Origin of the sequence: Nitrospirillum guaranorum, assembly GCF_034653275.1 — a bacterium.
Classification (GTDB): Bacteria; Pseudomonadota; Alphaproteobacteria; order Azospirillales; family Azospirillaceae; genus Nitrospirillum.
This window is the reverse complement of record NZ_JAYEES010000001.1, coordinates 494,135-518,492: the sequence shown is the minus strand read 5'-3', so window position 1 is coordinate 518,492 and position 24,358 is coordinate 494,135. Positions and strand designations below refer to the sequence as shown.

Annotated in this window: 20 protein-coding genes; 7 read left to right on the top strand and 13 right to left on the bottom strand. The window is 65.5% G+C overall.

All coding sequences use genetic code 11. The annotated features are described in order from the left end of the window. The first annotated feature begins 141 nt into the window (after nucleotides 1-141). Both UAJ10_RS02020 and UAJ10_RS02015 read left to right on the top strand, forming a co-directional pair. Complete coding sequence (locus UAJ10_RS02020) at nucleotides 142-2,469, top strand: S9 family peptidase (protein ID WP_322913697.1); 2,328 nt, start codon at nucleotides 142-144, stop codon at nucleotides 2,467-2,469. Nucleotides 2,470-2,539: 70 nt separating this feature from the next. Next, a complete protein-coding gene (locus UAJ10_RS02015; RefSeq protein WP_322913695.1) occupies nucleotides 2,540-2,770 on the top strand; it encodes a hypothetical protein in 231 nt (76 codons plus the stop codon). Nucleotides 2,771-2,874: 104 nt separating this feature from the next. Here the strand turns inward: UAJ10_RS02015 and UAJ10_RS02010 are convergent, their stop codons facing one another. The 9 genes from UAJ10_RS02010 to UAJ10_RS29800 form a co-directional block, all read right to left on the bottom strand. After that, nucleotides 2,875-3,075: a (2Fe-2S)-binding protein gene (locus UAJ10_RS02010; RefSeq protein ID WP_322913694.1), complete on the bottom strand. Its 201-nt coding sequence runs from the start codon at nucleotides 3,073-3,075 to the stop codon at nucleotides 2,875-2,877. 188 nt (nucleotides 3,076-3,263) lie between these two features. Continuing rightward, the gene (locus UAJ10_RS02005) at nucleotides 3,264-5,219 is read right to left on the bottom strand and encodes a DEAD/DEAH box helicase (RefSeq protein WP_322913692.1); all 1,956 of its coding nucleotides are present in this window, start codon (nucleotides 5,217-5,219) and stop codon (nucleotides 3,264-3,266) included. Nucleotides 5,220-5,344: 125 nt separating this feature from the next. Then, on the bottom strand, nucleotides 5,345-6,196 hold the full coding sequence (locus UAJ10_RS02000; protein ID WP_322913691.1) for a HamA C-terminal domain-containing protein: 852 nt from the start codon (nucleotides 6,194-6,196) through the stop codon (nucleotides 5,345-5,347). A gap of 150 nt (nucleotides 6,197-6,346) precedes the next feature. Next, on the bottom strand, nucleotides 6,347-7,291 hold the full coding sequence (locus UAJ10_RS01995; RefSeq protein ID WP_322913690.1) for a hypothetical protein: 945 nt from the start codon (nucleotides 7,289-7,291) through the stop codon (nucleotides 6,347-6,349). Between the two features lie 66 nt (nucleotides 7,292-7,357). After that, nucleotides 7,358-8,878: a carbohydrate porin gene (locus tag UAJ10_RS01990; RefSeq protein WP_322913688.1), complete on the bottom strand. Its 1,521-nt coding sequence runs from the start codon at nucleotides 8,876-8,878 to the stop codon at nucleotides 7,358-7,360. 10 nt (nucleotides 8,879-8,888) lie between these two features. Beyond that, nucleotides 8,889-9,452, bottom strand: a complete 564-nt coding sequence (locus UAJ10_RS01985; protein WP_322913686.1) for a hypothetical protein — start codon at nucleotides 9,450-9,452, stop codon at nucleotides 8,889-8,891. A 201-nt stretch (nucleotides 9,453-9,653) separates the two neighbouring features. Beyond that, nucleotides 9,654-10,130: a bacterioferritin gene (bfr, locus tag UAJ10_RS01980; protein WP_004271553.1), complete on the bottom strand. Its 477-nt coding sequence runs from the start codon at nucleotides 10,128-10,130 to the stop codon at nucleotides 9,654-9,656. Between the two features lie 44 nt (nucleotides 10,131-10,174). Further along, the gene (locus tag UAJ10_RS29805) at nucleotides 10,175-10,756 is read right to left on the bottom strand and encodes a KUP/HAK/KT family potassium transporter (RefSeq protein ID WP_416235334.1); all 582 of its coding nucleotides are present in this window, start codon (nucleotides 10,754-10,756) and stop codon (nucleotides 10,175-10,177) included. Between the two features lie 2 nt (nucleotides 10,757-10,758). Beyond that, on the bottom strand, nucleotides 10,759-12,069 hold the full coding sequence (locus UAJ10_RS29800) for a potassium transporter Kup (RefSeq protein ID WP_416235333.1): 1,311 nt from the start codon (nucleotides 12,067-12,069) through the stop codon (nucleotides 10,759-10,761). Between the two features lie 300 nt (nucleotides 12,070-12,369). Between UAJ10_RS29800 and UAJ10_RS01970 the strand changes: the two genes are divergently transcribed. Together UAJ10_RS01970 and UAJ10_RS01965 are read left to right on the top strand one after the other, a co-directional pair. Further along, complete coding sequence (locus UAJ10_RS01970; protein WP_322913684.1) at nucleotides 12,370-13,311, top strand: ion channel; 942 nt, start codon at nucleotides 12,370-12,372, stop codon at nucleotides 13,309-13,311. Nucleotides 13,312-13,417: 106 nt separating this feature from the next. Continuing rightward, on the top strand, nucleotides 13,418-14,611 hold the full coding sequence (locus UAJ10_RS01965) for a GGDEF domain-containing protein (protein ID WP_322913682.1): 1,194 nt from the start codon (nucleotides 13,418-13,420) through the stop codon (nucleotides 14,609-14,611). A 76-nt stretch (nucleotides 14,612-14,687) separates the two neighbouring features. Here UAJ10_RS01965 and UAJ10_RS01960 read toward each other — a convergent pair whose 3' ends face one another. Beyond that, the gene (locus UAJ10_RS01960) at nucleotides 14,688-16,361 is read right to left on the bottom strand and encodes an alkaline phosphatase family protein (RefSeq protein WP_322913680.1); all 1,674 of its coding nucleotides are present in this window, start codon (nucleotides 16,359-16,361) and stop codon (nucleotides 14,688-14,690) included. Between the two features lie 220 nt (nucleotides 16,362-16,581). On the opposite strand from UAJ10_RS01960, the gene UAJ10_RS01955 reads away from it, so the two are divergent. Together UAJ10_RS01955 and UAJ10_RS01950 are read left to right on the top strand one after the other, a co-directional pair. Continuing rightward, nucleotides 16,582-17,466, top strand: coding sequence for an ABC transporter ATP-binding protein (locus UAJ10_RS01955; RefSeq protein WP_322913679.1), 885 nt, complete (start codon nucleotides 16,582-16,584; stop codon nucleotides 17,464-17,466). Next, nucleotides 17,429-18,898 carry a hypothetical protein gene (locus tag UAJ10_RS01950; RefSeq protein ID WP_322913677.1) on the top strand — a complete coding sequence of 490 codons (1,470 nt, stop codon included), beginning with the start codon at nucleotides 17,429-17,431 and terminating at the stop codon, nucleotides 18,896-18,898. The genes UAJ10_RS01955 and UAJ10_RS01950 overlap by 38 nt, the downstream gene beginning before the upstream one ends. Before the next feature lie 217 nt (nucleotides 18,899-19,115). Here UAJ10_RS01950 and UAJ10_RS01945 read toward each other — a convergent pair whose 3' ends face one another. Continuing rightward, entirely contained in the window at nucleotides 19,116-20,459 is a 1,344-nt protein-coding gene (locus UAJ10_RS01945; RefSeq protein WP_322913675.1) for an MFS transporter, read from the bottom strand. Nucleotides 20,460-20,869: 410 nt separating this feature from the next. On the opposite strand from UAJ10_RS01945, the gene UAJ10_RS01940 reads away from it, so the two are divergent. Then, on the top strand, nucleotides 20,870-21,037 hold the full coding sequence (locus UAJ10_RS01940) for a YdcH family protein (protein ID WP_081486311.1): 168 nt from the start codon (nucleotides 20,870-20,872) through the stop codon (nucleotides 21,035-21,037). Between the two features lie 210 nt (nucleotides 21,038-21,247). Here the strand turns inward: UAJ10_RS01940 and UAJ10_RS01935 are convergent, their stop codons facing one another. Beyond that, complete coding sequence (locus UAJ10_RS01935; protein WP_322914486.1) at nucleotides 21,248-22,789, bottom strand: malonate--CoA ligase; 1,542 nt, start codon at nucleotides 22,787-22,789, stop codon at nucleotides 21,248-21,250. A gap of 48 nt (nucleotides 22,790-22,837) precedes the next feature. Beyond that, the gene (locus UAJ10_RS01930) at nucleotides 22,838-24,355 is read right to left on the bottom strand and encodes a malonyl-CoA decarboxylase (protein WP_322913673.1); all 1,518 of its coding nucleotides are present in this window, start codon (nucleotides 24,353-24,355) and stop codon (nucleotides 22,838-22,840) included. Nucleotides 24,356-24,358 lie beyond the last annotated feature (3 nt).

Here is a 24,358-nt window from a genome sequence, read left to right as displayed (position 1 = left end):
CGTCCCGTTTACATTTGTCCGCCGCATCAGATACGGTGCCCGGCAGCTTGGGTCTAAACCAGCGGCGCCGGCCTCAACGGCGCGCCGCCTCGGGAGGTCGATATGGGAACGGTGGGGCGCGCCGGCCGCGGCGGCGCGGCGATGGGGGCTTGGCGTCATATCCTGGCGGGAACGGTTCTGGCGGGCGTGGTGATGACGACGCCGGTCCTGGCGGCCGACACGCCGGCGGGGCCGGGACCTGGGTCGGGGTCGGGGCCCGCCCTGACGGTGGAGCGCATGCTGGGCAGCCCGGCGCTGAACGGCCCCCGGGCGCGGGGCGTGAAGTTCTCCCCCGACGGCACCCTGGTCACCTACCTCAAGGCCAAGGCCGACGACGCCAACAAAACCGACCTGTGGGCCTACGACATCAAGGCCGGCACCGACCGCCTGCTGGTCGACAGCAACCAGTTCAGCGCCAAGGAAAGCGAGGAGGAGCGCGGCCGCCGCGAGCGCCAGCGCATCCGCGACACCGGCATCGTCGACTATGGCTGGGATGAGGAGGGGCGCACCCTGCTGTTCCCCATGGCCGGTGACGTCTTCGTCATGCCCCTGCGCGGGGCCCCGCGCCGCGTCACCGACAGCGCCACCACCAAGGACGCGGCCATCGACGCCCGCTTCGCCCCCGGCGGCGCGCTGGTGACCTATGTGCGCGGCAACAACCTCTATGTCTACGACCTGGCCAAGGGCCAGGAGCGCGCCCTGACCCACGACGGCGCCGGCACCCTGTCCTACGGCACGGCGGAGTTCGTGGCGCAGGAGGAGCTGAAGCGCAACACCGGCTATTGGTGGTCGCCCGGCGCCCGCTACATCGCCTATACCCGCGTGGACGAATCCAACGTGCCGCTGGTCAGCCGCTACGATTATGGCGCCGAGGGCGTGACGGTGGTGCCGCAGCGCTATCCCTTCGCCGGCGGCCCCAACGCCAAGGTGACGCTGCAGATCATGGACGCCGCCAGCGGCAAGGTGGCCGGCGTCGACCTGGGCGACCCGGCCAATTACTACCTGGCCCGCGTGGACTGGCGCCGCGACGGCTCGGAGGCGCTGGTCCAGCGCCTGAGCCGGGACCAGAAGCGGCTGGACCTGCTGGCCGTCAACCCCGCCACCGGCGCCGTGCGCACCCTGCTGACGGAAGAGAGCAAGACCTTCCTGAACCTGCATGAGGACCTGCGGGCGCTGGCCAACGGCAAGCTCCTGTGGGCGTCCGAACGCACCGGCTTCAAGCACCTGTACCTGTGTGACCATGAGGCCGCCCACTGCCGCGCCCTGACCAAGGGCGACTGGATGGTGGACGCCGTGGCCGGGGTGGACGAGGCCGCCGGCCGCGTCTTCTTCACCGGCTTCCGCGAGGGGCCGCTGGACCATCACGTCTATTCCGTGGGCCTGGCCAAGGGCGATGTGAGGGCCCTGACCACCGAGGACGGCTGGCACGGCGCCGTCATGGCGGCCAAGGGCGGCAGCTGGCTGCACAGCTATTCCGGCCCGCACCAGCCGCCGCAGCTGTCGGTGGAGGACGCCAAGGGCAACCGCGTGACCTGGCTGATCGAGAACAAGCTGGATGAGACCCACCCCTTCGCCCCCTACCTGGCCGGGGAGATCCAGCCGGAATACGGCGTGCTGAAGGCCGACGACGGCAGCGACCTGCACTACATGATGCTGGTGCCACCGGGGGCGCGTGAGGCCGCGAAAACCAGCGGCAGGAAGTATCCCGCCATCGTCAACGCCTATGGCGGCCCGGCGGCCGCCCTGGTGACCCACGCCTGGGGCGACGCCCAGACGGGCTTCACCCAGGTGCTGGCGCGCAACGGCTACGTCGTCATGGTGCTGGACAACCGGGGCACGCCGCACCGGGGCCAGGCCTTCCTGTCGGCCACATACCACCATTTCGGCTCGGTGGAGGTGGCGGACCAGGTGAAGGGCGCCAATTACCTGAAGTCCCTGCCCTTCGTGGACGGGCAGCACCTGGGCTTCTTCGGCCACAGCCACGGCGGCTTCATGACCATCATCATGCTGACCCGCGCGCCGGGCGTCTTCGCCGCCGGCGCCGCCGGCGCCCCGGTGACCGACTGGCGCCTGTACGACACCGCCTACACCGAGCGCTACCTGGGCATGCCTCAGGACGGCACGGCGTATGAGGACTCCAGCGTCTTCAAGGATTTGAAGAACATCAAGGGCCGGCTGATGGTCATCCACGGCATGGCCGACGACAACGTCTTCTTCGACAACACCACCAAGCTGCTGCGCGCCCTGCAACAGCAGGAGACGCAGTTCGACCTGATGACCTATCCGGGCCAGCGCCACGGCTTCTACGACACCTACGCCAACATCCACCGCTACAACACCATGCTGGATTTCTTCGACCGCACCCTGCGGCCGGCCGGTAGCCCCGGCGCCCAGACGGCGGGCGGCGCCCCGCAGGCCGGGACGCCGTAAGAGGCGGGCGCCAAGGCCGGGGGCGCGTTCCCCGGCCCGGCTTTCCAAGCGGCGGAGGAGCGCGGCGAGGATGAGAAAAGGTTGGTTCGGCCCCCGCGACGGCTGGTGGGGCACGGGCTTCGGCCCCACGGGCTGGAAGGGCTGGCTGTTCATGGGGGCCTACGCCGCGGGCGTGCTGGCGCTGGTCACCCTGTCCAAGGTGCTGAACATCCCGCCCCTGCTGTGGGCCTGCCCCGTCTGGATCATCGCCGGCTCCGCCCTCATGCACCGCCTGCGGGATGCGGCGGGCCCCGCCGCCTGACGGCCCATCTCCGCCAGCGGCCGCCAACTCCGGAAATGACAAAGCCACCGATCCGGCCGGGTCGGTGGCTTTTCTCTTGAAGACCGAAGAGGGGGCGGACGCGCCTACTCCGCCGCGCGCAGAACCGGCTCGGAGGTGTTGGCCGCCTGGCCTTCCTGGATCATCTCGCGCATGGTGTCGAAGCACTTGCCGCAGCGGGGCGAGCACCCCTGGGCCTTGAACACCGCCCCCACGCTCTGCGCCCCGGCCCCGATATGGGTGCGGACGGCGCGGCAGTTGATGGCGTTACAGACGCAGACATACATGGCGCAGGCACCCACCCAAAGGCTGATCTGGGGCTTAAGATAGTGAGAGGCGTTCGCAGAGGCAAGGATGATTCTGCGAGGCATTCGCGTATGGGTGGGGTGCGTTTTAGCAAACCGAAGCTGCTGCTAGTGAGGCAAAGGCGGCCTGGCAATTGTAGAAATAATATGCCCCGCGCTGATAGTTAAATTCAAGACAGTTCTAGAGCTGCACGTATCCATTCGCGCTCAAAAGAGCTTATCTTGGAAGAATCTCCAATTACCGCAGACGTTAGCTTATCTAGCAAAATTTTTTTACTGTCTCCTGCACTATAGAATTTTTCAGATATCTGAATTGGTATTCCTTCTTCATCCAAATTTTTTACAACCTCTGGGCGAAACCATCTACTAACCTGCCTTATGAAGTGACCATAATCAACTGAACAACCTTCCGCTTTTAGAAAAAGCTCAATGATGGAAAAAAATTGCGGTATTCCGTATTCACACTTCCTTAGGAAAGTAAAAACTCCATCATAAAACCTCATGTCGCTAATGAAGTTCTTATCATGATCTACAAAAAACTGCTTCATCGTAGCCGACATTTTCAGGTTGTATATGTAATATGCCAGCTGGTCTTCCGAAGATACTCCAAATTTATTTGGTGGTGATACATGACAAATTAAAGAACACAAGCTGCGTACGTTGCGATAAGAAGGATTCCCGGACCAAAATAAATCAATATCATTTCTAACTGCCCTCCTCACCAAATTCTTCAGACGCTGCGCCTTATCTAAGCCGACTAATGACGCAATGCGCAACCCATCTCTATCGAGTCCTAATTTATTATTTAGGGTAGAAATGCGCTCATCCAGCGCCGGATTAGTGTCAGATTCATCCAAATGAACGATATAATCATCTGGTTGATTGCCGGCATCGAATAAGGTTGGCGCAATTTCCATTGCCCTCTGGCTCGGCGGTTCATTAAACAAAAAAACCCGACCCACGTGATGCCGACCTAAACGACCAGCTCTTCCTCTAATATTTGAGAATGTAAAAAAATCATATCTTCTTCTATTTATTTCCTTATCATATATAAATACACTCTTTGCTGCCGTATTAACTCCCTCAATTAGAGTTGATGTGCAAAATAGCACAGGAAGTTGAAGAGTATTAAACATTCTTATCATCTGAGATGCGATCGCTCTAGGTATCCTTCCGTGGTGAATAGCAAAGCCAAATCGAACCATATTGACCACGGGCCATTTAACACCGATGTTTTCGGCAAGCCATTTAGCAAATTCAGGACTTTCATCCGAAACTGCCATTGAGTCTGCCGCCCTTGAGGCAAGTTCATTTGCCTTATCCGGCGAAGAGACAAACACCAGAGCTGGCCAGTTGGCCTCCTCACCAATCTCTTCGAACAATTTCTCTTCCTTATTTACCTCTCGCCTAAGATCAAAAGTATCAATTGCAACAGTAGAAAATCTTGTCTTGATAAATTCGAATTTCCATTGAATACCGGGAGATAGCAAGACGTCATCGACATTCGGACCCAGAAAGAAAAATTGTTTTGATTTATTCAAAAGTTTATACACAGCAGCATTTAAGACCATATTTCTGTCGTCACGACGACTAGCATCGAGCTTATAAAATTCATCTACTACAGTGAGATCGATATCGTCTAAATCTGAACGACCTATCAGTCTTTCTTGAGTCCCAAGAAATATAACATTTTCGTTTTCCACTACGTCAATTTGATGCATGATAATTTGGAATTTATTCGAAAAGCGTCGAGACAATCGCCGCCGAAACTCATCGAGGAGTGCTATTGTGGGCAGCACAATAGCAAGCTTTTTGTATCTTCCGGATGCGATCAATGCGTCAATCAGAAGACTTTTACCAAAACTCGTAGGCGCGCTAAGAACAACGTTTCTCTTAGAAAATATGGCATTGAGAACAGATATTTGTTCCCTATGTAGGGTTACTCCGCCCAACTCTGGCAATGATACCGATTCTGCAAGAATTATATCTACAGAATCACCCTGTTCCTTATTTATATAATTCCACAACCCACTCGCCCTGGCCAAAGAACTTAAAGCAACTTCAAATGTTGCTAGTTCTTTCTTTTTGTATATCAATTCAGACAAACGCGGCACAATCTCCAGCACATCCGGATCATCTCGTTCATTTGATTGTATATATAGTGCCACGGTCCTCATTATCGAGAACACTCGCCTCTTTAAATCTTCGCCTGACAAGCTAGAAATATACGACCAATCATATGTTGGCATGCTCATGGAGAAAGCGCCTTCAATCTTCTGTCAAAAGCTGCCGCCAGTTTGAGCTTTGAGCCCAAAGGAACATATATAAGAAATATCTTTATGTTTTTATGCAATCCCGCTTTTTCAATTATTTTGCAAAGACCATCTAGTTCCGTTTTTATTTTTTCTATATACTCAGAACAAATTGACTCAGATTCTTTAATGGCATCACTATCACACACGATACATACCGGAAATACAGAATTATTAAATAGATCATCGATCGAATTCTGATATGAGAATACATTTCTTATTTCATCATATTTTGGCAAACTCTTCGACACCTGTGGCCCAAGTATGAGCTTCTGTCCCTTCAGGAAATCAACTTTTATGTGAGACCTTACAGAAGAAATAGCAGCCTGTATCGCACTTTTGCCGTCTCGGTAAAATTTTGCCTCGCCCAACCACAGTTGAAATCGATTATCTATATATCTCACATGCGCCATATCAAATGATTTCACAACGTCATTCGTGGATGACAGGTAAAATACCCTGGGGGCAAAAGGAATTGTCCCAAAATATTCTCGGCATATAGCATGGAGAACTATCTCGCCAATCTCACCTCTCTCTTCATAGTTTTTACTTGTATAAACTCTGGCGGCAGCCTCCTTCAAACGAACATACATATTTCCATGATTAACAATTAACTCATCTTCCTTCAGAGCATAGTCTGCAATCCAATCTAACAGATGATCTGCAAGAGCGTCACACCGCCAAGCCTTGCATTCAAAGCCTGCGCAGTAAGATGCGGAACTAAAATCTGAGGTCCCCCCAAGCGTTAATTGCGCCAGGAGTCTCCGAGGCTTGATATCATAAGGCTTCACGATACCAGTTCTGATCCAGAGATTGCTTTCATATAAACCAATAATATTATCGATTGAAGCCTAGGCCGCAAGAGCTATCGATATAGCGTCCCTTTCAATGTCTCTACTGAAGCAATCGAAAGCCCCTCCCTAGCCCGCTCCGCCTCCGTCTTAATCACTGCCCCCGCACAAGGGAATGGGCCTCGGCGGCGGTGGAGGATGGTCGCGGCGGTATTGGGCGATCAGCGGCGCCAGCGCCCCTTGCGGCCAATAGACGGGGGAACCGATGGCCCGCAGGCAGGCGGCGTTCCAGTAGGCGCCCGCGTCCCCGTGGGCGACGGCGGCGATGTCGGCGGCCTCGGGATAAAGGTACAGCGTGGTGGGCGCGTCCTTCACCGACGCCACGATGGCGGCGGCGTCGGTGGGCGACCAGCTGGTGCAGCCGTTGCTGCGCCCGCCGGTGTAGTCCACCAGCGTGCCCTGGAGGACATAGCCGTCGGCGTCGGCATGGGGGTTATGCGGGTCGCGGCGGCGGCAGAGGCCCTTCAGGGTCAGGGCGGCATGGCCGCCGATGGCGCGCGGGCGGGCGTTGGCGGTATCACCCTCCCCCTCGAACTGCACGAAGGACCGCACCAGGGGCATGTCGCCGCCGCCAGCCGCGCGGTAGTAGCCCTTGAAGCTGTCCTTGATCTCGGCCGTGACATAGGCGCCGCCGGCGGTCAGTTCGGAATCCTGGGCGTTGCCGAAGTTCCGGGCGCACTCCCGCCCATTGGCGAAGTCGGCCAGGCCGTCCAGGTGGCGGCCGGCGCCGTGCCCGGCGGGAATGGCCTGGAAGGTCCGCGCGGCCTCGCAAATCACATAGAACCGGCGGCCGGGCCCGCCATCCTCGGCGGTGTTGGGCCGCGTGGCGTCCATGGCGAAATAGCAGGGGTTGCGCACCGCGCCCTCCGCCACCTTACGCCGATAGAGCGCCTGCGCCCGGGCCAGGACCAGCGGCGCGATCTGGCCCTCTCCCTCACCGACATGGGCGGCCAGCCAGGCCGGAACGTCCGGCGCCTGCTCGGCGCGCGTCGGCGTCGCCAGGATCATGGCGCCGATCAGGAGTGCCAATCCCATCCGCATCAGGCCCACCACGCCCTGCCTCCACCCATTGTCCGGGTGGCGAGTATAGCGGCATCGCCCCTATAGGCGCACGCTGGTGCGCAGGCCCAGCACCAGGCCGTCGCCCACCGGCGTGGTGCGGCCGGGCACCAGGACGTTGCCGCCGGGGTGCACGACATACTGCACATTGGGTTGCAGCGTGGCCCAGCCGGCCACCACGGCCTGGTAGCTGAACTCCACCAGCAGCTCATGGTCCCGCACCGGATAATAGGGCCGGCCGTAGTGGCGGTAGTCCTGGTCCAGGCCGGCGGCGGCGGAGCCGATCTGGGCATAGGCCACGGCCAGGCCGGCGGTGTCGTCGGGCCGCGCGGGCAGCAGGCCCTTCCAGGTCAGGCCGCTATCGGCGTAGAAGGCGATGAGGTTGCGGTCGGCGGGCGCGCCCGCCAGGCGCAGGAAGGCGGCCAGGCCGCCGTCCGGCTTGTCGCCCGCGTGCCACAGCGGCACGTCGGCCACGCCATAGACGCCCCAGTCGTTCCACCGGATGGCCGGCACGCCGCCGGAGCTGGGGTCGGCCAGGGTTTGGCCGCCGACGGCGTGGTGCTCATCGCTGAAGGGACCGCCGTGGAACCAGGCGCCCAGCTTGAACACCGGCGCCTGGCCGCCGCCGCCCCACGGGCCGCCCTCCTCCACCGCCGGCTGGTACTGCGCCTCCACGATGGTGAAGACGTCGCCGGAGAAGCTGAAGGTGGTGCCGCTGGGGTCTTGGGCCTGGGCCTCGCCGATCGCGCTGCCCGCCGGGTTGCCGGAGAAGACGGCGCCCAGGAGGGTCAGTTCCGGCGTGGCGGAGACCTGGACGCGGGCGCCGGGGGTGGCCAGGGGATAGGCGGGGCCGCCGCCGGGCAGGTCCGCGCCGGTGATGGCCTGCCAGCCGAAGGTGCCGTTGACGAACAGGGCCGCCCCCCGGCTGGTCACGAACTCATCATCCGCCGCCAGCTGGCCCACGCGCACGGAGACCTGGCCATCCCAAAGGGCCTGCTGCGCCCACAGGGTGAACAGGCGGGGCCCGGGCAGCGCCTCGATATTGCTGACGGTGGCGATGTTCTGCAGGCAGCAGCGGCTGAGCCCGTGGCCGTGGATGCCGTAGGCGGTGGCGTGGAACAGCAGGCCGTGCCAGTCGAAGGCGGTCTGGGCGTCCAGCTCCACCGTCGCCTCGAACCGGCCATCGCCCACCGTGTCGCGCTTCACGCCGCCCTGTGTCAGGCCGAACACCTCCCCCACATAGACCAGGTTCAGGGACAGGCCGTTGTCGGCCAGCCGGCCGCGCAGGCCGCCCCAGTTGCCCGTCAGGCCGTCGCGATCCCAGAAACCAGGCGGGGCATCCGGCCCGGACGCGTCGGCGGGGCCATCGGCGCCCGGCTGCGCCCCCGCTGGCTGGGTGGAAGCCGGCTGGGTGGAGGTCGGCTGAGGCGCCGGCGCCTGGAGGGAGCCGGGCTGGTCCGCCGCCTGCTGAGCCAGGGCGGGCACGGAGAAGGCGGGTACAACGGCCAGCGCCAGGGCCAGCGCCCGCGTGGTCCGGAACAGGGCGTGGCCGTCCTTCCGCATCCCCGTCCCCCTACTGCGCCGCGGCATCGAGGATGCGCCGCGTCATGTCGCCGATGAACGTCTGCAGGTCGGCGTCCCGCCGCCCGCCCTGCACCTCCACCTGGCCGAAGACCTGGGCCTGGTAGCGGCCGCCGCGATAGAGCCGCAGTTCCACCGACATCAGGCGGTGCGTGCCGAACAGCCGGCCGCCGGCGGACCGGGGCGGCCCCACGCTGCGCGACGCGCCGGCCGCATAGGGGTTGAGGCGGAAGGTCCATTCCACCCGGTCGGACGCCGCCCCGTCCGGCCCATCCGGCATGGACGCGGCGGCGACGAACGATTGCCCGCCGCCGGGCGTGTTCTTGCCGGCGGTGTTCATGACGATGGCCAGGAAGGGCGCCACCTCGCGCGGCAGGAAGCCCGGCAGGTCGCCCACGGCCGTCACCGCCAGCACGCCCCCCTCGGCCCGGGCGGGGGCCAGGGCGGCGGTCAGGGCGGTGAATACCAGGCCGGCCAGCGCCATCGCCGCCATGCCCAGCACCACGCCCCGGCGGGACGGCGGCGGCACGGGAACGGACGGCGGGCGGCGCGGCATCACGGCATCTCGAAAAGCACCTTGGATGACGACTGAGATAGCAGACGCCGGCACCCGCCGCCGCCGCAACCCATCGTTGTCACAAAACAACAACGAAGCGGCCCATTCGAACGGGCCCATAAGAAAAGGCCGGGCGCGTGACGCGTCCGGCCTTCCCCCACATTCCGTGCGCCCGCATTCCGTGCGCGACGAAGCGGCGTCTTACGACTCCGACCCCATCTGCTCCTGCTGGTAGTTCTGCAGGCCGACGCGCTGGATCAGATCCTGCTGCGTCTCCAGCCAGTCGATATGCTCCTCGGTGTCCTCCAGGATTTCCCGCAGGATCTCCTTGCTCTGGAAGTCGCGCACCGACTCGGCGTAGGTCATGGCGTCCTGCAGGCAGGTGCGGTTGTGCCGCTCGATGGACAGGTCGCCCTCGAACATCTCCGGCACATCCTCGCCGATCTTCAGCTTCAGCAGGTCCTGCAGGTTTGGCAGACCTTCCAGGAACAGGATGCGCTCGATCAGCTTGTCGGCGTGCTTCATCTCGCCGATGGATTCCTCATAGACCTTCTTGGCCAGGCGCATCAGGCCCCAGTTCTTCAGCATGCGGGCATGCAGGAAGTACTGGTTGATGGCGGTCAGCTCGTTGGTGAGGATCTTGTTCAGGTGAACGATGACCTGCGGATCGCCCTTCATACTATTATCTCCTTAGGCGCGCGGCGGAGGGTACACGCGACCGATTAAACTTCGACTTGGGTTCCCAATTCCACCACGCGATTGGGCGGAATGTCGAAAAATGTCGTTGCGGACAAGGCCGTGGCCGACAGGGCGATGAAGACCTGCTCCTGCCAGCGGGTGAGGTCGGAGCGGGAGGACGGCACCAGGGTCTCGCGCCCCAGGAAGAACGAGGTCTCCGCCAAATCGATGGCCAGGCCCAGCGGGCGGCACTCGGCCAGGGCGCGCGGCACGTTGGGCTGCTCCATGAAGCCGAAGTGGGCGGTGACGGAGAAGAAGCCCTTGCCCAGCTTTTCCATCGACACGCGGCGTTCCCGCGTCACCCACGGCACCTCTTCCGTCAGCACCCGCATCAGCACCACGCGCTCGTGCAGCACCTTGTTGTGCTTCAGGTTGTGCAGCAGGGCGTGGGGCACCTTGTCGACGCTGCCGGTCATGAACACGGCGGTGCCGGAGACGCGCACCGGCGTGCGGTCCGCCCGTTCCAGGAACAGCGACATGGGCAGGGCGTCGCGGTAGATGCGGTCGTACAGCACCTTGCGCCCCAGCCGCCAGGTGGAGACCAGCACGAACACCGCCAGGCCCACCGTCAGCGGCAGCCAGCCGCCCTGGGGATCTTCAGGCAGTTGGCGGTGAGGAAGCTGAAGTCGATGAACAGGAAGAAGCCGAAGACGACGGCGGCGCGCGGCCGGCTCCACCCCCACACGTCGCGGGCGGTGAACAGCGCCATGATGGTGGTGATGGCCATGCTGCCCGTCACCGCGAGGCCATAGGCGTCGGTCAGCTTAGCGGAACTGCCGAACATGATGACCAGCGCCACCACGGCCACCAGCAGGGCCCAGTTGATGCGCGGCACATAGACCTGGCCGATCTCGCTTTCCGAGGTGTGGCGGATTTCCATGCGGGGCATATAGCCCAGCTGCACCGCCTGCCGGGTCAGGGAGAACACGCCGGAGATGACAGCCTGGCTGGCGATGATGGTGGCCGCCGTGGACAACACCACCAGGGGCAGCAGCAGGTATTCCGGCACCAGCAGGAAGAACGGGTTGTCGATGGCCTCGGGCTTGCTGAGCAGCAGGGCGCCCTGGCCGAAATAGTTCAGCACCAGCGCCGGGAAGACCACGGCCACCCAGGCATGGCGGATGGGCCGGCGGCCGAAATGGCCCATGTCGGCGTAGAGCGCCTCGCCGCCGGTGAAGGACAGGACGGCGGCGCCCAGGATGTAGAACACCGACCAGCCGTGATTGAAAGCCAGATCCAGGGCGTAGCGCGGATCCAGCGCCCTCAGGACGTGGGGGACCTGCAGGATGTGGACGATGCCCATGGCGCCCAGGCAGGCGAACCAGAAGCACATCACCGGCCCGAACAGCCGGCCGACCGTGTTGGTGCCGCCGCTCTGGATCAGGAACAGCCCCACCAGGATGACCACGGTGATGGGCACCACCCAGTGCTGCACGTCGGGCGCGGAAATCTCCAGCCCCTCCACCGCCGACAGGACGGACACGGCCGGGGTGATCATGCCGTCGCCGTAGAACAGCGCCAGGCCCAGCATGGCCAGCACGGTCATCAGCCGCCGTTGCGAGCGCGACCGGTCCTTGCCGCTGAGCGCCAGGGTGGAGAGGGACAGGATGCCGCCCTCGCCCTTGTTGTCGGCGCGCAGGATGAGGACGACGTACTTCAGCGTCACCACCAGCACCAGCGACCACACCACCATCGACAGGAAGCCGAAGATGTTGGCCTCGTTCAGCGGCATGCCCGTGATGGCCGGGTCGAACGCCGTGTGCATGGTGTAGAGGGGGCTGGTGCCGATGTCGCCGTAGACGACACCCAAAGCCCCGAGGGTCAGGGCCCAGTGGCGGCGACCGGCGTCGTGCTGGTCGCTAGAGTGGCTGGATTGCATCGGGGGGGATCGGCGTGGACTGCGTTAGGATGACGTGTTCTGGGACCGGTCGGGGCACATGGCTAAAAGAGATGGGTATCCGATAGCAACGAAACGACAGTTGAAACACGACATCGGGGGCAAAGCGGCCGGATCGACCACGCCACCACCCTGGGACGGATTACGACCGCAGTCAACAATGACATCGCAGGTGCAGCATCGGGCGGGCCCGTCCACCGCTTGAAAAAACGACATTTCGCCCGGCATCGGCTATGGTGGCCTGGTCCCGCCAACACCCGCTGAACAAACGGTTTTTCGCCCGTGCCGCCCCATCGCCGACTGGCCCGCCTGCACCAACGCCGCATCACCGTCGACGGCCGTCCCTTCGCCACCTTGAAGGGGGTGCCGGCCCTGCGCTGGCAGGACCCCTACCACTTCCTGCTCAGCATCTCCTGGGGCGGATTCTTCGGCCTGGCGCTGGCCATCTACCTCGTCGCCAACCTGGTTTTCGCCGGCCTGTACCTGGTGGAGCCGGGGGGCGTCACCAACGCCCGCATCGGGTCCTTCGCCGACGCCTTCTTCTTCAGCGTGCAGACGCTGGGCACCATGGGCTATGGCGTCATGGCGCCCAACACCGTCTACGCCAACAGCGTTGCGGCGGCCGAATCCTTCACCGGCATGCTGGGCGTGGCCCAGATCACCGGCCTGATCTTCGCCCGCTTCTCCCGTCCCAAGGCGCTGATCCTGTTCAGCCGCAACATCCTGTTCACCCAGCATGACGGGCACCCGGTGCTGATGCTGCGGGCGGGCAACACGCGCGGCAACCAGATCCTGGAGGCCGAGGCCAGCGTCTCGTTCAGCACCATGCGCATCACGGAGGAGGGCACCATGATGCGCGGGTTCGAGGAGCTGAAGCTGGTGCGGGCCAAGTCGCCGCTGTTCGCCCTGTCCTGGACCATCGTCCACCGCATCGACGAGGCCAGCCCGCTGTTCGGCCAGACGGAATGGACCCTGCGGCAAAGCCAGGCGACCTTCATCGTCCTGCTGAGCGGCACGGACGAAAACTATTCGCAGAAGGTCTACGGCCGCAAAACCTACGAGGCCGGCGACGTCCTGTGGGGCCAGCGCTTCGTCGACATCATCAAGGTGCACGAAGATGGCCACCGCCTGCTGGACTTCAACCGCTTCCACGACACCGAGCCGCAGCGGCTGCCCAAGCCGCGGGCGGACGTGGGGCCACCTCAACCCGACGCGGACGCGTAAACCAGCCGTTAACGACTGGCCGATATACATAGACCGGAAGGCGTAAAAGCCGGAGCGATATCCCGTCGCGCCGGGCCGCCGCAACCCTCCCCCGCTGGAGTATCCGGTGCCCCGGCAGCCGATCGTGACCCTGGCCCATTTCCTCACCAGCGGCGACGACATGCGCCCGCTGCTGACGCCGGCCGGGCACAGCCATGCCGTGGGCCGGGAGCGCCATGGCCTGATCATCGGCCGGGTGCGCATGCTGGCCCTGTTGCTGGCGGCCCTGACCGTGGCCTGGGTGGGGGTGGACGCGGTGAGCTTCCGCTGGCCCGCCTGGGGCGCCCTGGCCGCCGACCGGCTGGTCAGCGCCGGCTGCTTCCTGACCCTGGCCTGCCATCCCCGCTGGCGCCGCGGTCGCCTGGGCATCGCCCCGGCGCTGGGCCTGCTGGTGGGCATCAGCCTGGCCTTCTACCTGACCGCTCAAATCATACTGGGCCTGTTGGGCGCCAGCGCCCCGGGCTTTTTAGGCGACGGCGCCGCCAACACCGCCTACAACGACCTGCCCTACATCACGGCCGCCGGCTTGGCCCTCTTCCCCTTGACGGCGCTGGAAACCGGCCTGGCCGGCCTGGCCATCCTGGGCGCCACCGCCCTGTCCATGACGGTCTGGCCTGAGATTCTGGAGGGCGAGTCCCTGGCCAACGCCCTGTGGCATGTGCTGGTCACCACCGGCATCGCCGGGATCGCCGGCATTTGCCAGCTGCGATTGCTGATCACCCTGACGGACCAGGCCAGCCGCGACGGCCTGACCCAGGCCCTGACCCGGCAGGCGGGGGCCGAGCTGCTGGCCGTGCGCTTCGCCAAGGCCGAGCGCTTGGCCCAGCCGCTTACCCTGGCCTTCTTCGACCTGGACCAGTTCAAGGACGTCAACGACCGCTATGGCCATGAGGCCGGCGACACCGTGCTGCGCGAGGCGGCCCGCCGCATCCGTGCCAGTGTGCGCGACAGCGACACGCTGGTGCGCTGGGGCGGGGAAGAGTTCCTGCTGATCCTGCCGTCGACCACGCTGACCGACGCCCTGCCCATCATCGACCGCCTGGCCGGCCTGGGCCTGGGCCTGCGCCCCAACGGCAACCCGCAGACGGCCAGCATCGGCCTGGCGGAGCGGCTGTCCGACGGCAGCCGCGACTGGAACGACCTGGTGGCCATGTCGGACGTGCGCATGTACGCCGCCAAGCGCGCCGGCCGCAACCGCTACACCGCCATGGCCGGCTGCCTGATCCCCTTCATCCGCCCCGACCTGGCCGACGCGGCTTGATCAGGGCCGCCCGCAGGCGCCGGGCGCGGTCGCGTCTCACCGCGGCATGGTTTTCCATGCTGCGGTTCCTGGCATTCTACTGGGCGGTGGCCGGGCAGGTGTCGCCGGGCCCGCCGTCCAGATCGAGGCAGCGGCCGTCGACCTCGCCGGGAGCCAGCTTGAAGCCCACCTGGGCCGCCAGCGTCGGCATGATGTCGACTGTCTCGACGGACAGCGGCTGCTCGAAGCCGGTGATGCCCTTGCGCCAGAACAGGATGGGCACGCGCCGGTCATAGTCCCAGGGGCTGCCGTGGGTGGCGATGTAGGTGGCCGGCTTGGACGGGATGGCGGTGATGCGCGGCTTCAGGAACACCACCAGGTCACCCGACCGGCTGGGGTCGAACGAGGCCCGCGCCCGGTCCAGCAGGGACCACGCGTCGGGGGCGCCGGTCGGCGCCGGCGCGGCCGCCACCTCCGCCGCGGTGTAGACGGCGGCCACCTGCGGGTCGGCGCGGTACAGGGCCAGCGCCTCGTTCAGCACCTTGGTCCGCCAGCTGCCGGCGACCGTCGGGCCCACCCAGACGTCACCGTTGCCGCCGCCGAACAGCAGTTCCGCGCCGTCCACGCCCAGGGGCGCCACCTTCTTGCCCAGGTTCTCGGACACCAGGCCGTCGTCCACACGGGCCGCCATCGGCATGCCGCGCAGGCGCTCACGCTCGGGGATGTCGTTGCCGCCGTGGTCGGCCGACAGGGCCAGGACATAGTCCACCCCGGTGGCGTCCAGCGCGGCGATCAGCTTGCCCAGCGTACGGTCCAGGTTGGCCACCTGGATGCACATCTCGGACCCTTCGGTGCCGTAGCTGTGGCCGATGTAGTCGGTGGCCGAGGCGCCGACGGTCAGGACGTCGACGGACTTGCCATGGCCCAGCTTCATGTCCTTCACCAGGCGGACGGCCAGGTCGACGATGGCGGCGTCGAAGGCGGGGGATGCCCGCCACTGCGCCTCCGCCTTGGGACCCGGCTGGCGGGCGAAGCGGCCGTCACCGACCGTCAGGACGTCGTCCCTTCTCTCCACCGCCATCGGCATGTCGATGGCCTTGCACCAGTCAGGCTCGGCGTATTCCTTGGCGGGCTTGGCGATCTCGGCCAGGGCGGCCTCGTTCACGGCGGCCACGGCGGCCGGCGCGGTGCGCCCCTCGTAGGAGATGAAGCCCTGGCCGTCCTTCCAGAACCACAGCTCGTCCACGGCGTGGCCGCCCATCATGATGGCGGCGCGGTCCTTGCCGGCGACGGAGACGGTGCGCACGTCCGGGTCGGCCGCCTTCATGCGCTCACCCAGCGTCGGCACCTTCAGATGCACGTCGGAGGGAACATAGGCCTTGTAGCTGCCCTTGCTCTCATCCTCGGCGCAGTAGATCTTGCCAGGCCGGGGGCCCTTGAAGCTGTACCAGTCGTTGGCGATGATGCCGGTGCGGGCTGGGTGGTCGCCGGTCATCAGGGTGGAATGGCCGGGGCAGGTTTCCGTCGCCGCATGGCTTTGGTAGCCGTTGGGGAACACCACGCCCTCGGTCAGCCGGCGCAGGCCGCCGGTGAAATGGCTGCGGTACTGCTGGAACAGATCGGTGGAGAACTGGTCGACCGAGACCAACACCATCAGCTTGGGGGCTGGCGCCGGGGCATCCGCCGCGACGGCGGGCCCGGCCAACAGGGTGGCCACGGCGCAAACCGGCGCCATCAGGGGCGCCACCATCCTGGAATACCAACGCGTCATCACGTCCCCCTCACTCACCCCATGCGATCGGCGCCCTGAGGCGCCCGGCCCCGATGCGACCTGGCGCCGCAGGGCCCGCACCCTTGTTTTCCATCGGCGGCCGGATCGCAACAGATGTCTGGCGTTGTCGTTGAAATGTCATGTGTTTCGCCCCGGCTTGTCGCCACGGGCCGCGTGACTTAAGGTGGAAACGCTGGGATGGCGTCATCTTGGGGGATGCATGACGGCGTTGGAAGTGCGGGGGCTGGCCAAGGCGTTCAGCCGGCCGGCGGTGCGGGGCCTGGACCTGACCATCGCGCCCGGCGAGTTCTACGGCCTGCTGGGGCCCAACGGCGCGGGCAAGACCACCACGCTGCGCATGATCGTGGGCCTGCTGCGGCCGGACGCCGGCAGCGTCCGCGTTTTCGGCGTCGACGCCCTGGCCGACCCCATCGCCGCGAAGCGCCAGGTGGCCTGGCTGCCGGATGAACCGCTGATCTACGACAAGCTGACGCCGCTGGAGTTCCTGGAGTTCGTGGCCGGCCTGTGGGGCGTGCCCGCGGCCGACGCCAGTGCGCGGGCGGAGGAGCTGCTGCACCGCCTGGACCTTTGGGACCACAGGGCGGAACGGTGCGAGGGCTTCTCGCGCGGCATGAAGCAAAAGGCGGCCCTGGCCGGCGCCCTGATTCACGACCCGCGCCTGCTGATCCTGGACGAGCCGCTGACCGGCCTGGACGCCGCCATCGCCCGCGAGGTGAAGGACATCCTGGTGGAACGGGTGCGCGCCGGCGCCACCATCATCCTGACCACCCACATCCTGGACGTGGCGGAGCGGCTGGTCGGCCGCATCGGCATCATCCAGGACGGCCGGCTGCTGGCCGAGGGTACCCTGGCGGAGCTGCGCGGCCGCGTGGGGCGCGACGACAGCACCCTGGAAGAGGTGTTCCTCGACCTGGTGGCCGCGCCCGCCGTCCCCCGTCCGCCGAAGGGGCAACGGCCACGCGAGAGACGGCATGACCGCCGGCATTCCGCCCCCCACGGCCTTGGGCCCGGCTACCTTGGGGCCTGCCGCACCGCGCCCGCGTGCCTTGGCCCCTGGTACCTTGGTCTGGCTGCTGCGGCATGAGCTGCGCCTGGCCGCACGGTCCATCAGACTGTCGTCCCCCGGCGTCTGGATCACCCTGTTGGCCATGGTGATCCTGTTCCACGTCCTGGGTGCCTTCCTGGCCCTGGGCGCCAGCCGGGGGGCCGCCGACATGCAGCCGGCGATCGGCGCCATGGTGGCCGCGCTGGCCTGCTGCTTCATGATGGGCACGGCCATCTACCGCGCCATGGACACCATCTACGCCCGGGGCGATTACGACCTGCTGCTGTCGTCGCCCTTGTCGCCCGCCGTCATCCTGCCGGCCCGCGCCCTGGCGGTGACGGCCGCGACCCTGCTGTTTCCCGCCGCCCTGATCCTGCCCATCGCCAACATGGGCGCCATCTTCGGCCACCCCAACTGGCTGGCCGCCTACTTGGCCCTGCCCGCGCTGGCCCTGGCCGTGACGGGCGTCGCCCTGCTGGTGGCGCTGTTGCTGGTGCGCTGGGTGGGCGTGCGGCGCGCCCGCGTGGTGGGCCAGGGCATCGCGGCCTTCACCGGCATGCTCATGGGCCTGGCGGGGCAGATCCCCCGCCTGCTGGGCCCGCATGTCGACTGGATGGCGCGCACAGACGGGCTGAGGCATGGGCCGCTGGCGGCCTTCATCCTGTTGCCCGGCCACGCCCTGCTGGGCGATCCCCTGTCCCTGGCCGCCCTGGTCATCGCCTGCGTCACCCTCTTCGCCGGCGTCACTGCGCGCTGGGGCGCCACCTTCATCGCCACGGCCACGGCGGCGGCCGGCGCCACCACCGCCGCGGCCAAGGCCCCCGCCAAGGCCCACCGCTTCCAGGACCGACTGGGCCCGCTGCTGCGCCGCAAGGAATGGCGCCTGATGCGCCGCCACCCGCAACTGCCCCTGCTGTTGTTCCAACAGATGAGCGGCGCCATCATCCTGGTCATTTCCATGCAGGACCAGTGGCGGACCGACCCGCTGACCCTGGCCGCGCTGGTCGTGCCCATGGCCGCGCTGACGGCCGGCACCCTGGCCAAGCTGGCCCTGGCCGACGGTGCCGCCGACCTGATCAACGCCGCCCCGGTCACGCCCAAGCGCCTGCGCCAAGCCAAGGTGGAGGCGGCCGGCCTGCCGCCCCTGGCGGCGGTGGCCCTGGTGGCCGCGCTGGCCGGCGGCGTCAGCCTGTGGGGCACGCTAACCATCCTCAGCTGCGGCATCGCCGCCACCTTCTGCGCCGTGGTGGCCAGCCTATGGGTTCAGCCGGTCAGCGGAACCGAGGTGGACCAGGTGCTGAAACCACGCAAGGGCGCCACCGGCAAGGTGGTGGGCCGCACCCTGCTGGAAATGATGATGAGCTACGGCTGGATGGGCGCCACCGTGCTGATGCTGCACCACAATCCCTTCGCCATGCTGGTGGCGGGCGGGCTGCTGGGCCTGGTCGCCATCCTGCGGGCGCCTTTGTAGGTATTCCCGCAAGCGCCGGGCGCGGCCCTCCGGCCCCTCGGCTATCCTCGCTGCGCCCTGCGGTGCTCGCTCCGGCGGCCGCGGTCGCGGCCTAGGTATCTTTGACAAGTTGCTTCAGGCGCCAGCGGGGCATCCGCCCCTTGGCTATCCTCGCTGCGCCCTGCGGTGCTCGCTCCGACGGCCGCGGTCGCGGCCTACTGTGTTTATCGGACAGCGTTCACTCCGCCGCCGCCAGCGTGGCACTGTTGCGGCGGCGGTTGATGAACAGCACCATGATGGCGGTCAGCACGCAGGCCAGGCCGGCGACCTGGAAGGCGGGGAAGTAGCTGCCCCACTCGGTGCGGATGATGCCGGTGCCGTAGGCCGCCAGGGCCGCGCCCATCTGGTGGCCCGCCCCCACCCAACCGAAGACCACTGGGGCGTCGCGGCGGCCGAACCGGTCCGTGACCAAGCGCACGGTGGGCGGCACGGTGGCGATCCAATCCAGGCCATAGAAGGCGGCGAAGACCGACAGGCCGTACAGGCTGAAGCCCGACAGGGGCAGGTAGAACAGGGACAGCCCGCGCAGGCCATAATACCAGAACAGCAGCTTGCGGCTGTCCACCCGGTCGGACAGCCAGCCGGACCCGGTGGTGCCCACCAGGTCGAACAGGCCCATCAAGGCCAGCAGACTGGCGGCCGCCACCTCGGGGATGCCCTGGTCGAAACAGGCGGAGATGAGGTGCGTGCCGATCAGGCCGTTGGTCGACAGGCCGCACACGAAGAAGCTGCCGAACAGCAGCCAGAAATCCACCGACCTGGACGCCCGGCCCAGGGTGGTGAAGGCGATGACAATGGGGTTGCCGCTGGCCCCCTGCGCACCAAATGGAGGCAGTTCATCCTCCAGGGTGCCGCCCAGGGGCGCCAGGCCCACGGCGCGGGGGCTGTCGGGCAGCAACAGGGCCACCAGCGGCACCAGCGCCAGGGCGGCGGCGCCCACAGTCAGGCCCACCGCCTGCCAGCCGAAATGGGTGGCCAGGGCCGCCATGCCCGGCAGGAACACCAGCTGCCCCGTGGCCGAACTGGCGGTCAGCAGGCCCATCACCAGGCCACGCTGCTTGATAAACCAGCGGTTCACCACGGTGGCCGCCAGGGTCATGGAGGTGAGGCCCGTGCCCAGCCCCACCAACAGGCCCCAGGACAGCATCATCTGCCACGGCCGGGTCATCAGGGTGCTGGTGATGGTCGTCACGGCCAGCAGGCCCAGGCCTGTCAGGATGGTGCGCCGGACGCCGACAGCCTGCATCAGGGCGGCCGCGAACGGCCCCATGAAGCCGTAAAGGAAGATGTTCAGCGACACCGCCGCCGCGATGGTGGCGCGATCCCAGCCCAGCGCCTGTTCCAGGGGCACGAACAGCACGCCCGGAGCCGCCCGCACCCCTGCCCCCACCAGCAGCGTGGTGAAGGCCAGGGCGGCCGCCACCCAGCCGTAATGGATGCGACCATCCACCTGCCGGGCCAGGTGCCGGGCCAGCGGGGGCGCGGATCCATAGGAATTCTTGGGGGCGGTCACATCGGTCATGGCGGCGCTTATCCGATCGGGGTACAGGGCGGCTCCTATAATACGGGCAATTACCCATATTTCAAGAAGCCTTGAAACCCAGCGCCTTCCGGGTGTCATATGGCTGTCATGGCGCTGTCATAGGCGGCTGGACCAAGGCTTAGCGCGCCCCTGCCCTTCGTCTAGCACTATCCTATTTTGTTGAAGACTTCGGCCTATGAGGGGCGTAAGCTTTTGAAACGCGGCATGACCGCATCAAGGCGCCGATTGTCGCCCGATGACCGATGCGTCAATAAAAGAAAATATACGCTGGCGCCAGTCTTGTTGCGCCGGCAGTCAACGGGATGGAACTACTGCCAGAACCGGACCATCGTCTAAGGCATTCAAGGCGATCACGCCTTTATCCCTTGAACAGATAGCTGGAGGGAATTATGGCCACTGACAATTTCGTCGAAAGCCTGCGCCAGAAGCATGCCAGTTTGGAAGACCGTATCCATAGCGAGCTGGCACGCCCCTATCATGACAGCGCCCTCGTGCAGCGCATGAAATTTGAAAAGCTCAGGCTGAAAGAGAAGATCGACGAACACACGCGGCACTGATCCGCCGCGGGCCACTGGCCATGTGGGGCCGCCGCCATCCGAACCGGGTGCCGGGGTCCTGAAAGTGAAAGACCGGGTGGGGGCGTCCCATCCGGTCTTTTTTTATGCCGATTTTTACGCCCGACGGACGTGGGCTATAATCGGCTATAGCTGAGTCAGTCCACGAGCAGCTTCACGCTCCAAGGCGATTCCGCCTTTACGCGATCTGCTCTATTTCCGGTAGAGCCCCTGGTATTCCTGGCGCAGCAAATTCTTCTGCACCTTGCCCATGGTGTTGCGCGGCAAATCGTCCACGAACAGCACGCGCTTGGGCTGCTTGAACTTGGCCAGGCGGCCGTCCAGGGCGGCCAGCACGGCGGCCTCGTCCACCACCGCCCCCTTCTGGCGCACCACCACGGCCGTCACCCCTTCACCGAAATCCGGATGCGGCACGCCGATGACGGCGCTTTCCACCACGCCGGGCAGGCCGTCGATCTCTGTCTCGATCTCCTTGGGATAGACGTTGTAGCCGCCGGAGATAACCAGGTCCTTGCCCCGGCCGACGATGTGGACATAGCCCCGGGCGTCGATCTTGCCCAGGTCGCCGGTGATGAAGAAGCCATCGGGCCGGAACTCGGCCGCCGTCTTCTCCGGCATCTGCCAATAGCCCTTGAAAACGTTGGGGCCGCGCACCTCGATCATGCCGATCTCGCCCTGGGGAATGGCGGCCCCCGTCTCCGGATCCACCACGCGCAGGGCCACGCCCGGCAGGGGGAAGCCCACGGTGCCGGCCACCCGGTCGCCGTCATAAGGGTTGGAGGTGTTCATGTTGGTCTCGGTCATGCCGTACCGTTCCAGGATGGCCAGGCCGGTGCGGGCCCGCCAGCTGTCATGGGTCTCGGCCAACAGGGGGGCGGAGCCGGAGATGAACAGCCGCATATGGGCCGTCGCGTCCTTGGTCAGGGCGGCATGCTGCAGCAGGCGGACATAGAAGGTGGGCACGCCCATCATGGTGGTGGCGCGTGGCAGCTGGCGCATGACCTCGTCGGCATCGAAGCGGCCCAAGAAGATCATAGCGCCGCCGGCCAGCAGCAGGGTGTTGGTGGCCACGAACAGGCCATGGGTGTGGAAGATGGGCAAGGCGTGCAGCAGCACGTCCCGGCTGGTGAATTGCCAATAGTCCACCAGGGTCAGGGCGTTGGAGGCCAGGTTGTCATGGCTGAGCATGGCGCCCTTGGACCGGCCGGTGGTGCCGGAGGTGTAGAGGATGGCGGCCAGGTCGTCGGCGCCACGGTCGATGTCCGCGAAGGTGTCCGACTGTTCCAGCGCCGCCGCCAGCAGGCTGCCGGCATCGGCCGCGCCCTGGCCCCCCAGCGTTTCCACCGCGGCCACGCCCTTGGCCTGGGCCAATTCCGTCATGGGGCCCGCCTTGGCGGGATCGCACACCACCAGGTGGGGCGTGGCGTCACCGATGAAATAGTCCAGTTCCGCCAGGGTGTAGCCGGTGTTCAGCGGCAGGTAGATGGCGCCCGCCCGCACGCAGGCGAGATAGAGCATGATGGCCTCGGCGCTCTTTTCCACCTGCACCGCCACGCGGTCGCCCGGCTTCACCCCCCGGGCCACCAGCAGGTTGGCCATGCGCGCCGACAACGCCGTCATGTCGCCATAGGTCAGGGTCCGCTCGGGCTGGCCCTTGGCGTCCGGAAGGATGATGAACGGCGTCTCCGGCGCCGGCATGCGGCTCAGGATCAGGGAAAAGAGATGGTTGGCCATGGTGGTCTTCACTCCGGCGTCTTCTTGGGGCGTTGTTATTATTGGGGCTTAAACGACAGGCGGCTGGGCGGCATCGGCGGCGCGGCGGGCACGCTTGCCCGCCCCGTCCTTGTCAGGATTGGGGTCAGGCTTGGGGTCAAGCCTGGGCGGCTTGGGTTCGTCCGTGCCGGTCTCGGTCTTCAGGTGGCGGCGGACGGCCGCCGCGGCCACCACCTCGCCCTTGTCGGCGTAGCGCTCGTGGTTGGTTTCGATGTCGTCCAGCTTATAGAGGTAATTGACCATCAGGCCATGGGATTGGGCCAGGCCCTTGGGCGACAAATCGCCCAGGAAGTTCAGGCGTTCCAGCCGGGCGCCATTGCCCAGGTGGAACCGGGCGACCGGATCCACCGGCTTGTTGCCACGGGACTTGGCCTTCAGGAAATAGTGCGCCGCCGCCTGCAGCAGAACGGGGGACACGGTGGCGGCGGTGCCCGGATCGCGTTGCCAATCCGGCCGGTCCAGCGCCGCCAGGATGGCCTTGTCCGCCGGCGCCAGCACGGCCGACGCCCCGTCCCCGCGTTCCCGCGCCAGCCATTTGGCGAAGGCCGGCACGGGCGACAGCGTGACGAAGGTACGCAGGTTGGGCAATTCCCCCCGCAAGTCCTCCACCACCTGCTTGATCAGGAAGTTGCCGAAGGAAACGCCGCGCAGCCCCTCCTGGCAGTTGGAGATGGAATAGAACACGGCGGTGGTCGCGTCTTCCTCCGCCATGGGCGCGCGGCCTTCCGCCAGCAGGGCGTCGATGCTGGCCGGGATGTCCGGCGCCAGCGCGACCTCCACGAAGATCAGCGGGTCGTCCGGCAGCTGGGGATGGAAGAAGGCGAAGCAGCGGCGGTCGGCCGGCGCCAGGCGGCGGCGCAGATCGTCCCAGTCGCGGATGGTGTGCACCGCCTCATACCGGATGATCTTTTCCAGGATGTTGGCCGGCGTCGTCCAGTCGATGTGGCGCAGCACCAGGAAGCCGCGGTTGAACCAGCTGGCCAGCAGGTGGCTGAAATCGGCGTCCACCGCCTCTAGCGCCTGCTTTTCCACGCCCTGCGCGTCGGCCATCACCCGGAACAGGGCCTCGCGCATGCGCACCACCGCCTCGGTCCCGCCGGGGGCCAGGTTCAGGCGGCGGAACAGCTCCTGCCGCCGCGCCTCGGCCGCGTTGTGCAGGGCCAGCGCGGTACCGGCGCCCGGCGCCGCGCGATAGGCGTCAATCGCTTTGTCCAGCTTGATTGGATCGGGACCGAAACGATAGGCCAGATCCAGCAGGAAGGCGCGCTGGCCTGTGGTGTCCAACCGCGCCCACTGGTCCAGGATCTGCCCCGCCAGCGCCACGCCCGAGGCCTCACCCCGGCCGGACAGCAGGGTGTCGCACAGGGTGGGCAGGTCACGCCTGGGCTGACCCTTGGCGGACAGCGGCATGAGCTTGGCCGCGTCCTCCAGCAATTCCTCCACCATGGGGCCGTGACGGCGCATCAGGGCGCGGCCGCGATCGGCGATGGTCGTCAACATGGACCGGAAGAAGGTGCTGCTGCTCATGGG

What these genes read in the sequence shown, in the direction of transcription:
- UAJ10_RS01960 (WP_322913680.1), bottom strand. Translation starts at nt 16,361, where the DNA reads ATGACGCGTTGGTATTCCAGGATGGTGGCGCCCCTGATGGCGCCGGTT.
- UAJ10_RS01935 (WP_322914486.1), bottom strand. Translation starts at nt 22,789, where the DNA reads ATGGCCAACCATCTCTTTTCCCTGATCCTGAGCCGCATGCCGGCGCCG.
- UAJ10_RS01995 (WP_322913690.1), bottom strand. Translation starts at nt 7,291, where the DNA reads ATGGGATTGGCACTCCTGATCGGCGCCATGATCCTGGCGACGCCGACG.
- UAJ10_RS01990 (WP_322913688.1), bottom strand. Translation starts at nt 8,878, where the DNA reads ATGCGGAAGGACGGCCACGCCCTGTTCCGGACCACGCGGGCGCTGGCC.
- bfr (WP_004271553.1), bottom strand. Translation starts at nt 10,130, where the DNA reads ATGAAGGGCGATCCGCAGGTCATCGTTCACCTGAACAAGATCCTCACC.
- UAJ10_RS01945 (WP_322913675.1), bottom strand. Translation starts at nt 20,459, where the DNA reads ATGACCGATGTGACCGCCCCCAAGAATTCCTATGGATCCGCGCCCCCG.
- UAJ10_RS01940 (WP_081486311.1), top strand. Translation starts at nt 20,870, where the DNA reads ATGGCCACTGACAATTTCGTCGAAAGCCTGCGCCAGAAGCATGCCAGT.
- UAJ10_RS01985 (WP_322913686.1), bottom strand. Translation starts at nt 9,452, where the DNA reads ATGCCGCGCCGCCCGCCGTCCGTTCCCGTGCCGCCGCCGTCCCGCCGG.
- UAJ10_RS29800 (WP_416235333.1), bottom strand. Translation starts at nt 12,069, where the DNA reads ATGCAATCCAGCCACTCTAGCGACCAGCACGACGCCGGTCGCCGCCAC.
- UAJ10_RS02020 (WP_322913697.1), top strand. Translation starts at nt 142, where the DNA reads ATGGGGGCTTGGCGTCATATCCTGGCGGGAACGGTTCTGGCGGGCGTG.
- UAJ10_RS01930 (WP_322913673.1), bottom strand. Translation starts at nt 24,355, where the DNA reads ATGAGCAGCAGCACCTTCTTCCGGTCCATGTTGACGACCATCGCCGAT.
- UAJ10_RS02010 (WP_322913694.1), bottom strand. Translation starts at nt 3,075, where the DNA reads ATGTATGTCTGCGTCTGTAACGCCATCAACTGCCGCGCCGTCCGCACC.
- UAJ10_RS01955 (WP_322913679.1), top strand. Translation starts at nt 16,582, where the DNA reads ATGACGGCGTTGGAAGTGCGGGGGCTGGCCAAGGCGTTCAGCCGGCCG.
- UAJ10_RS02015 (WP_322913695.1), top strand. Translation starts at nt 2,540, where the DNA reads ATGAGAAAAGGTTGGTTCGGCCCCCGCGACGGCTGGTGGGGCACGGGC.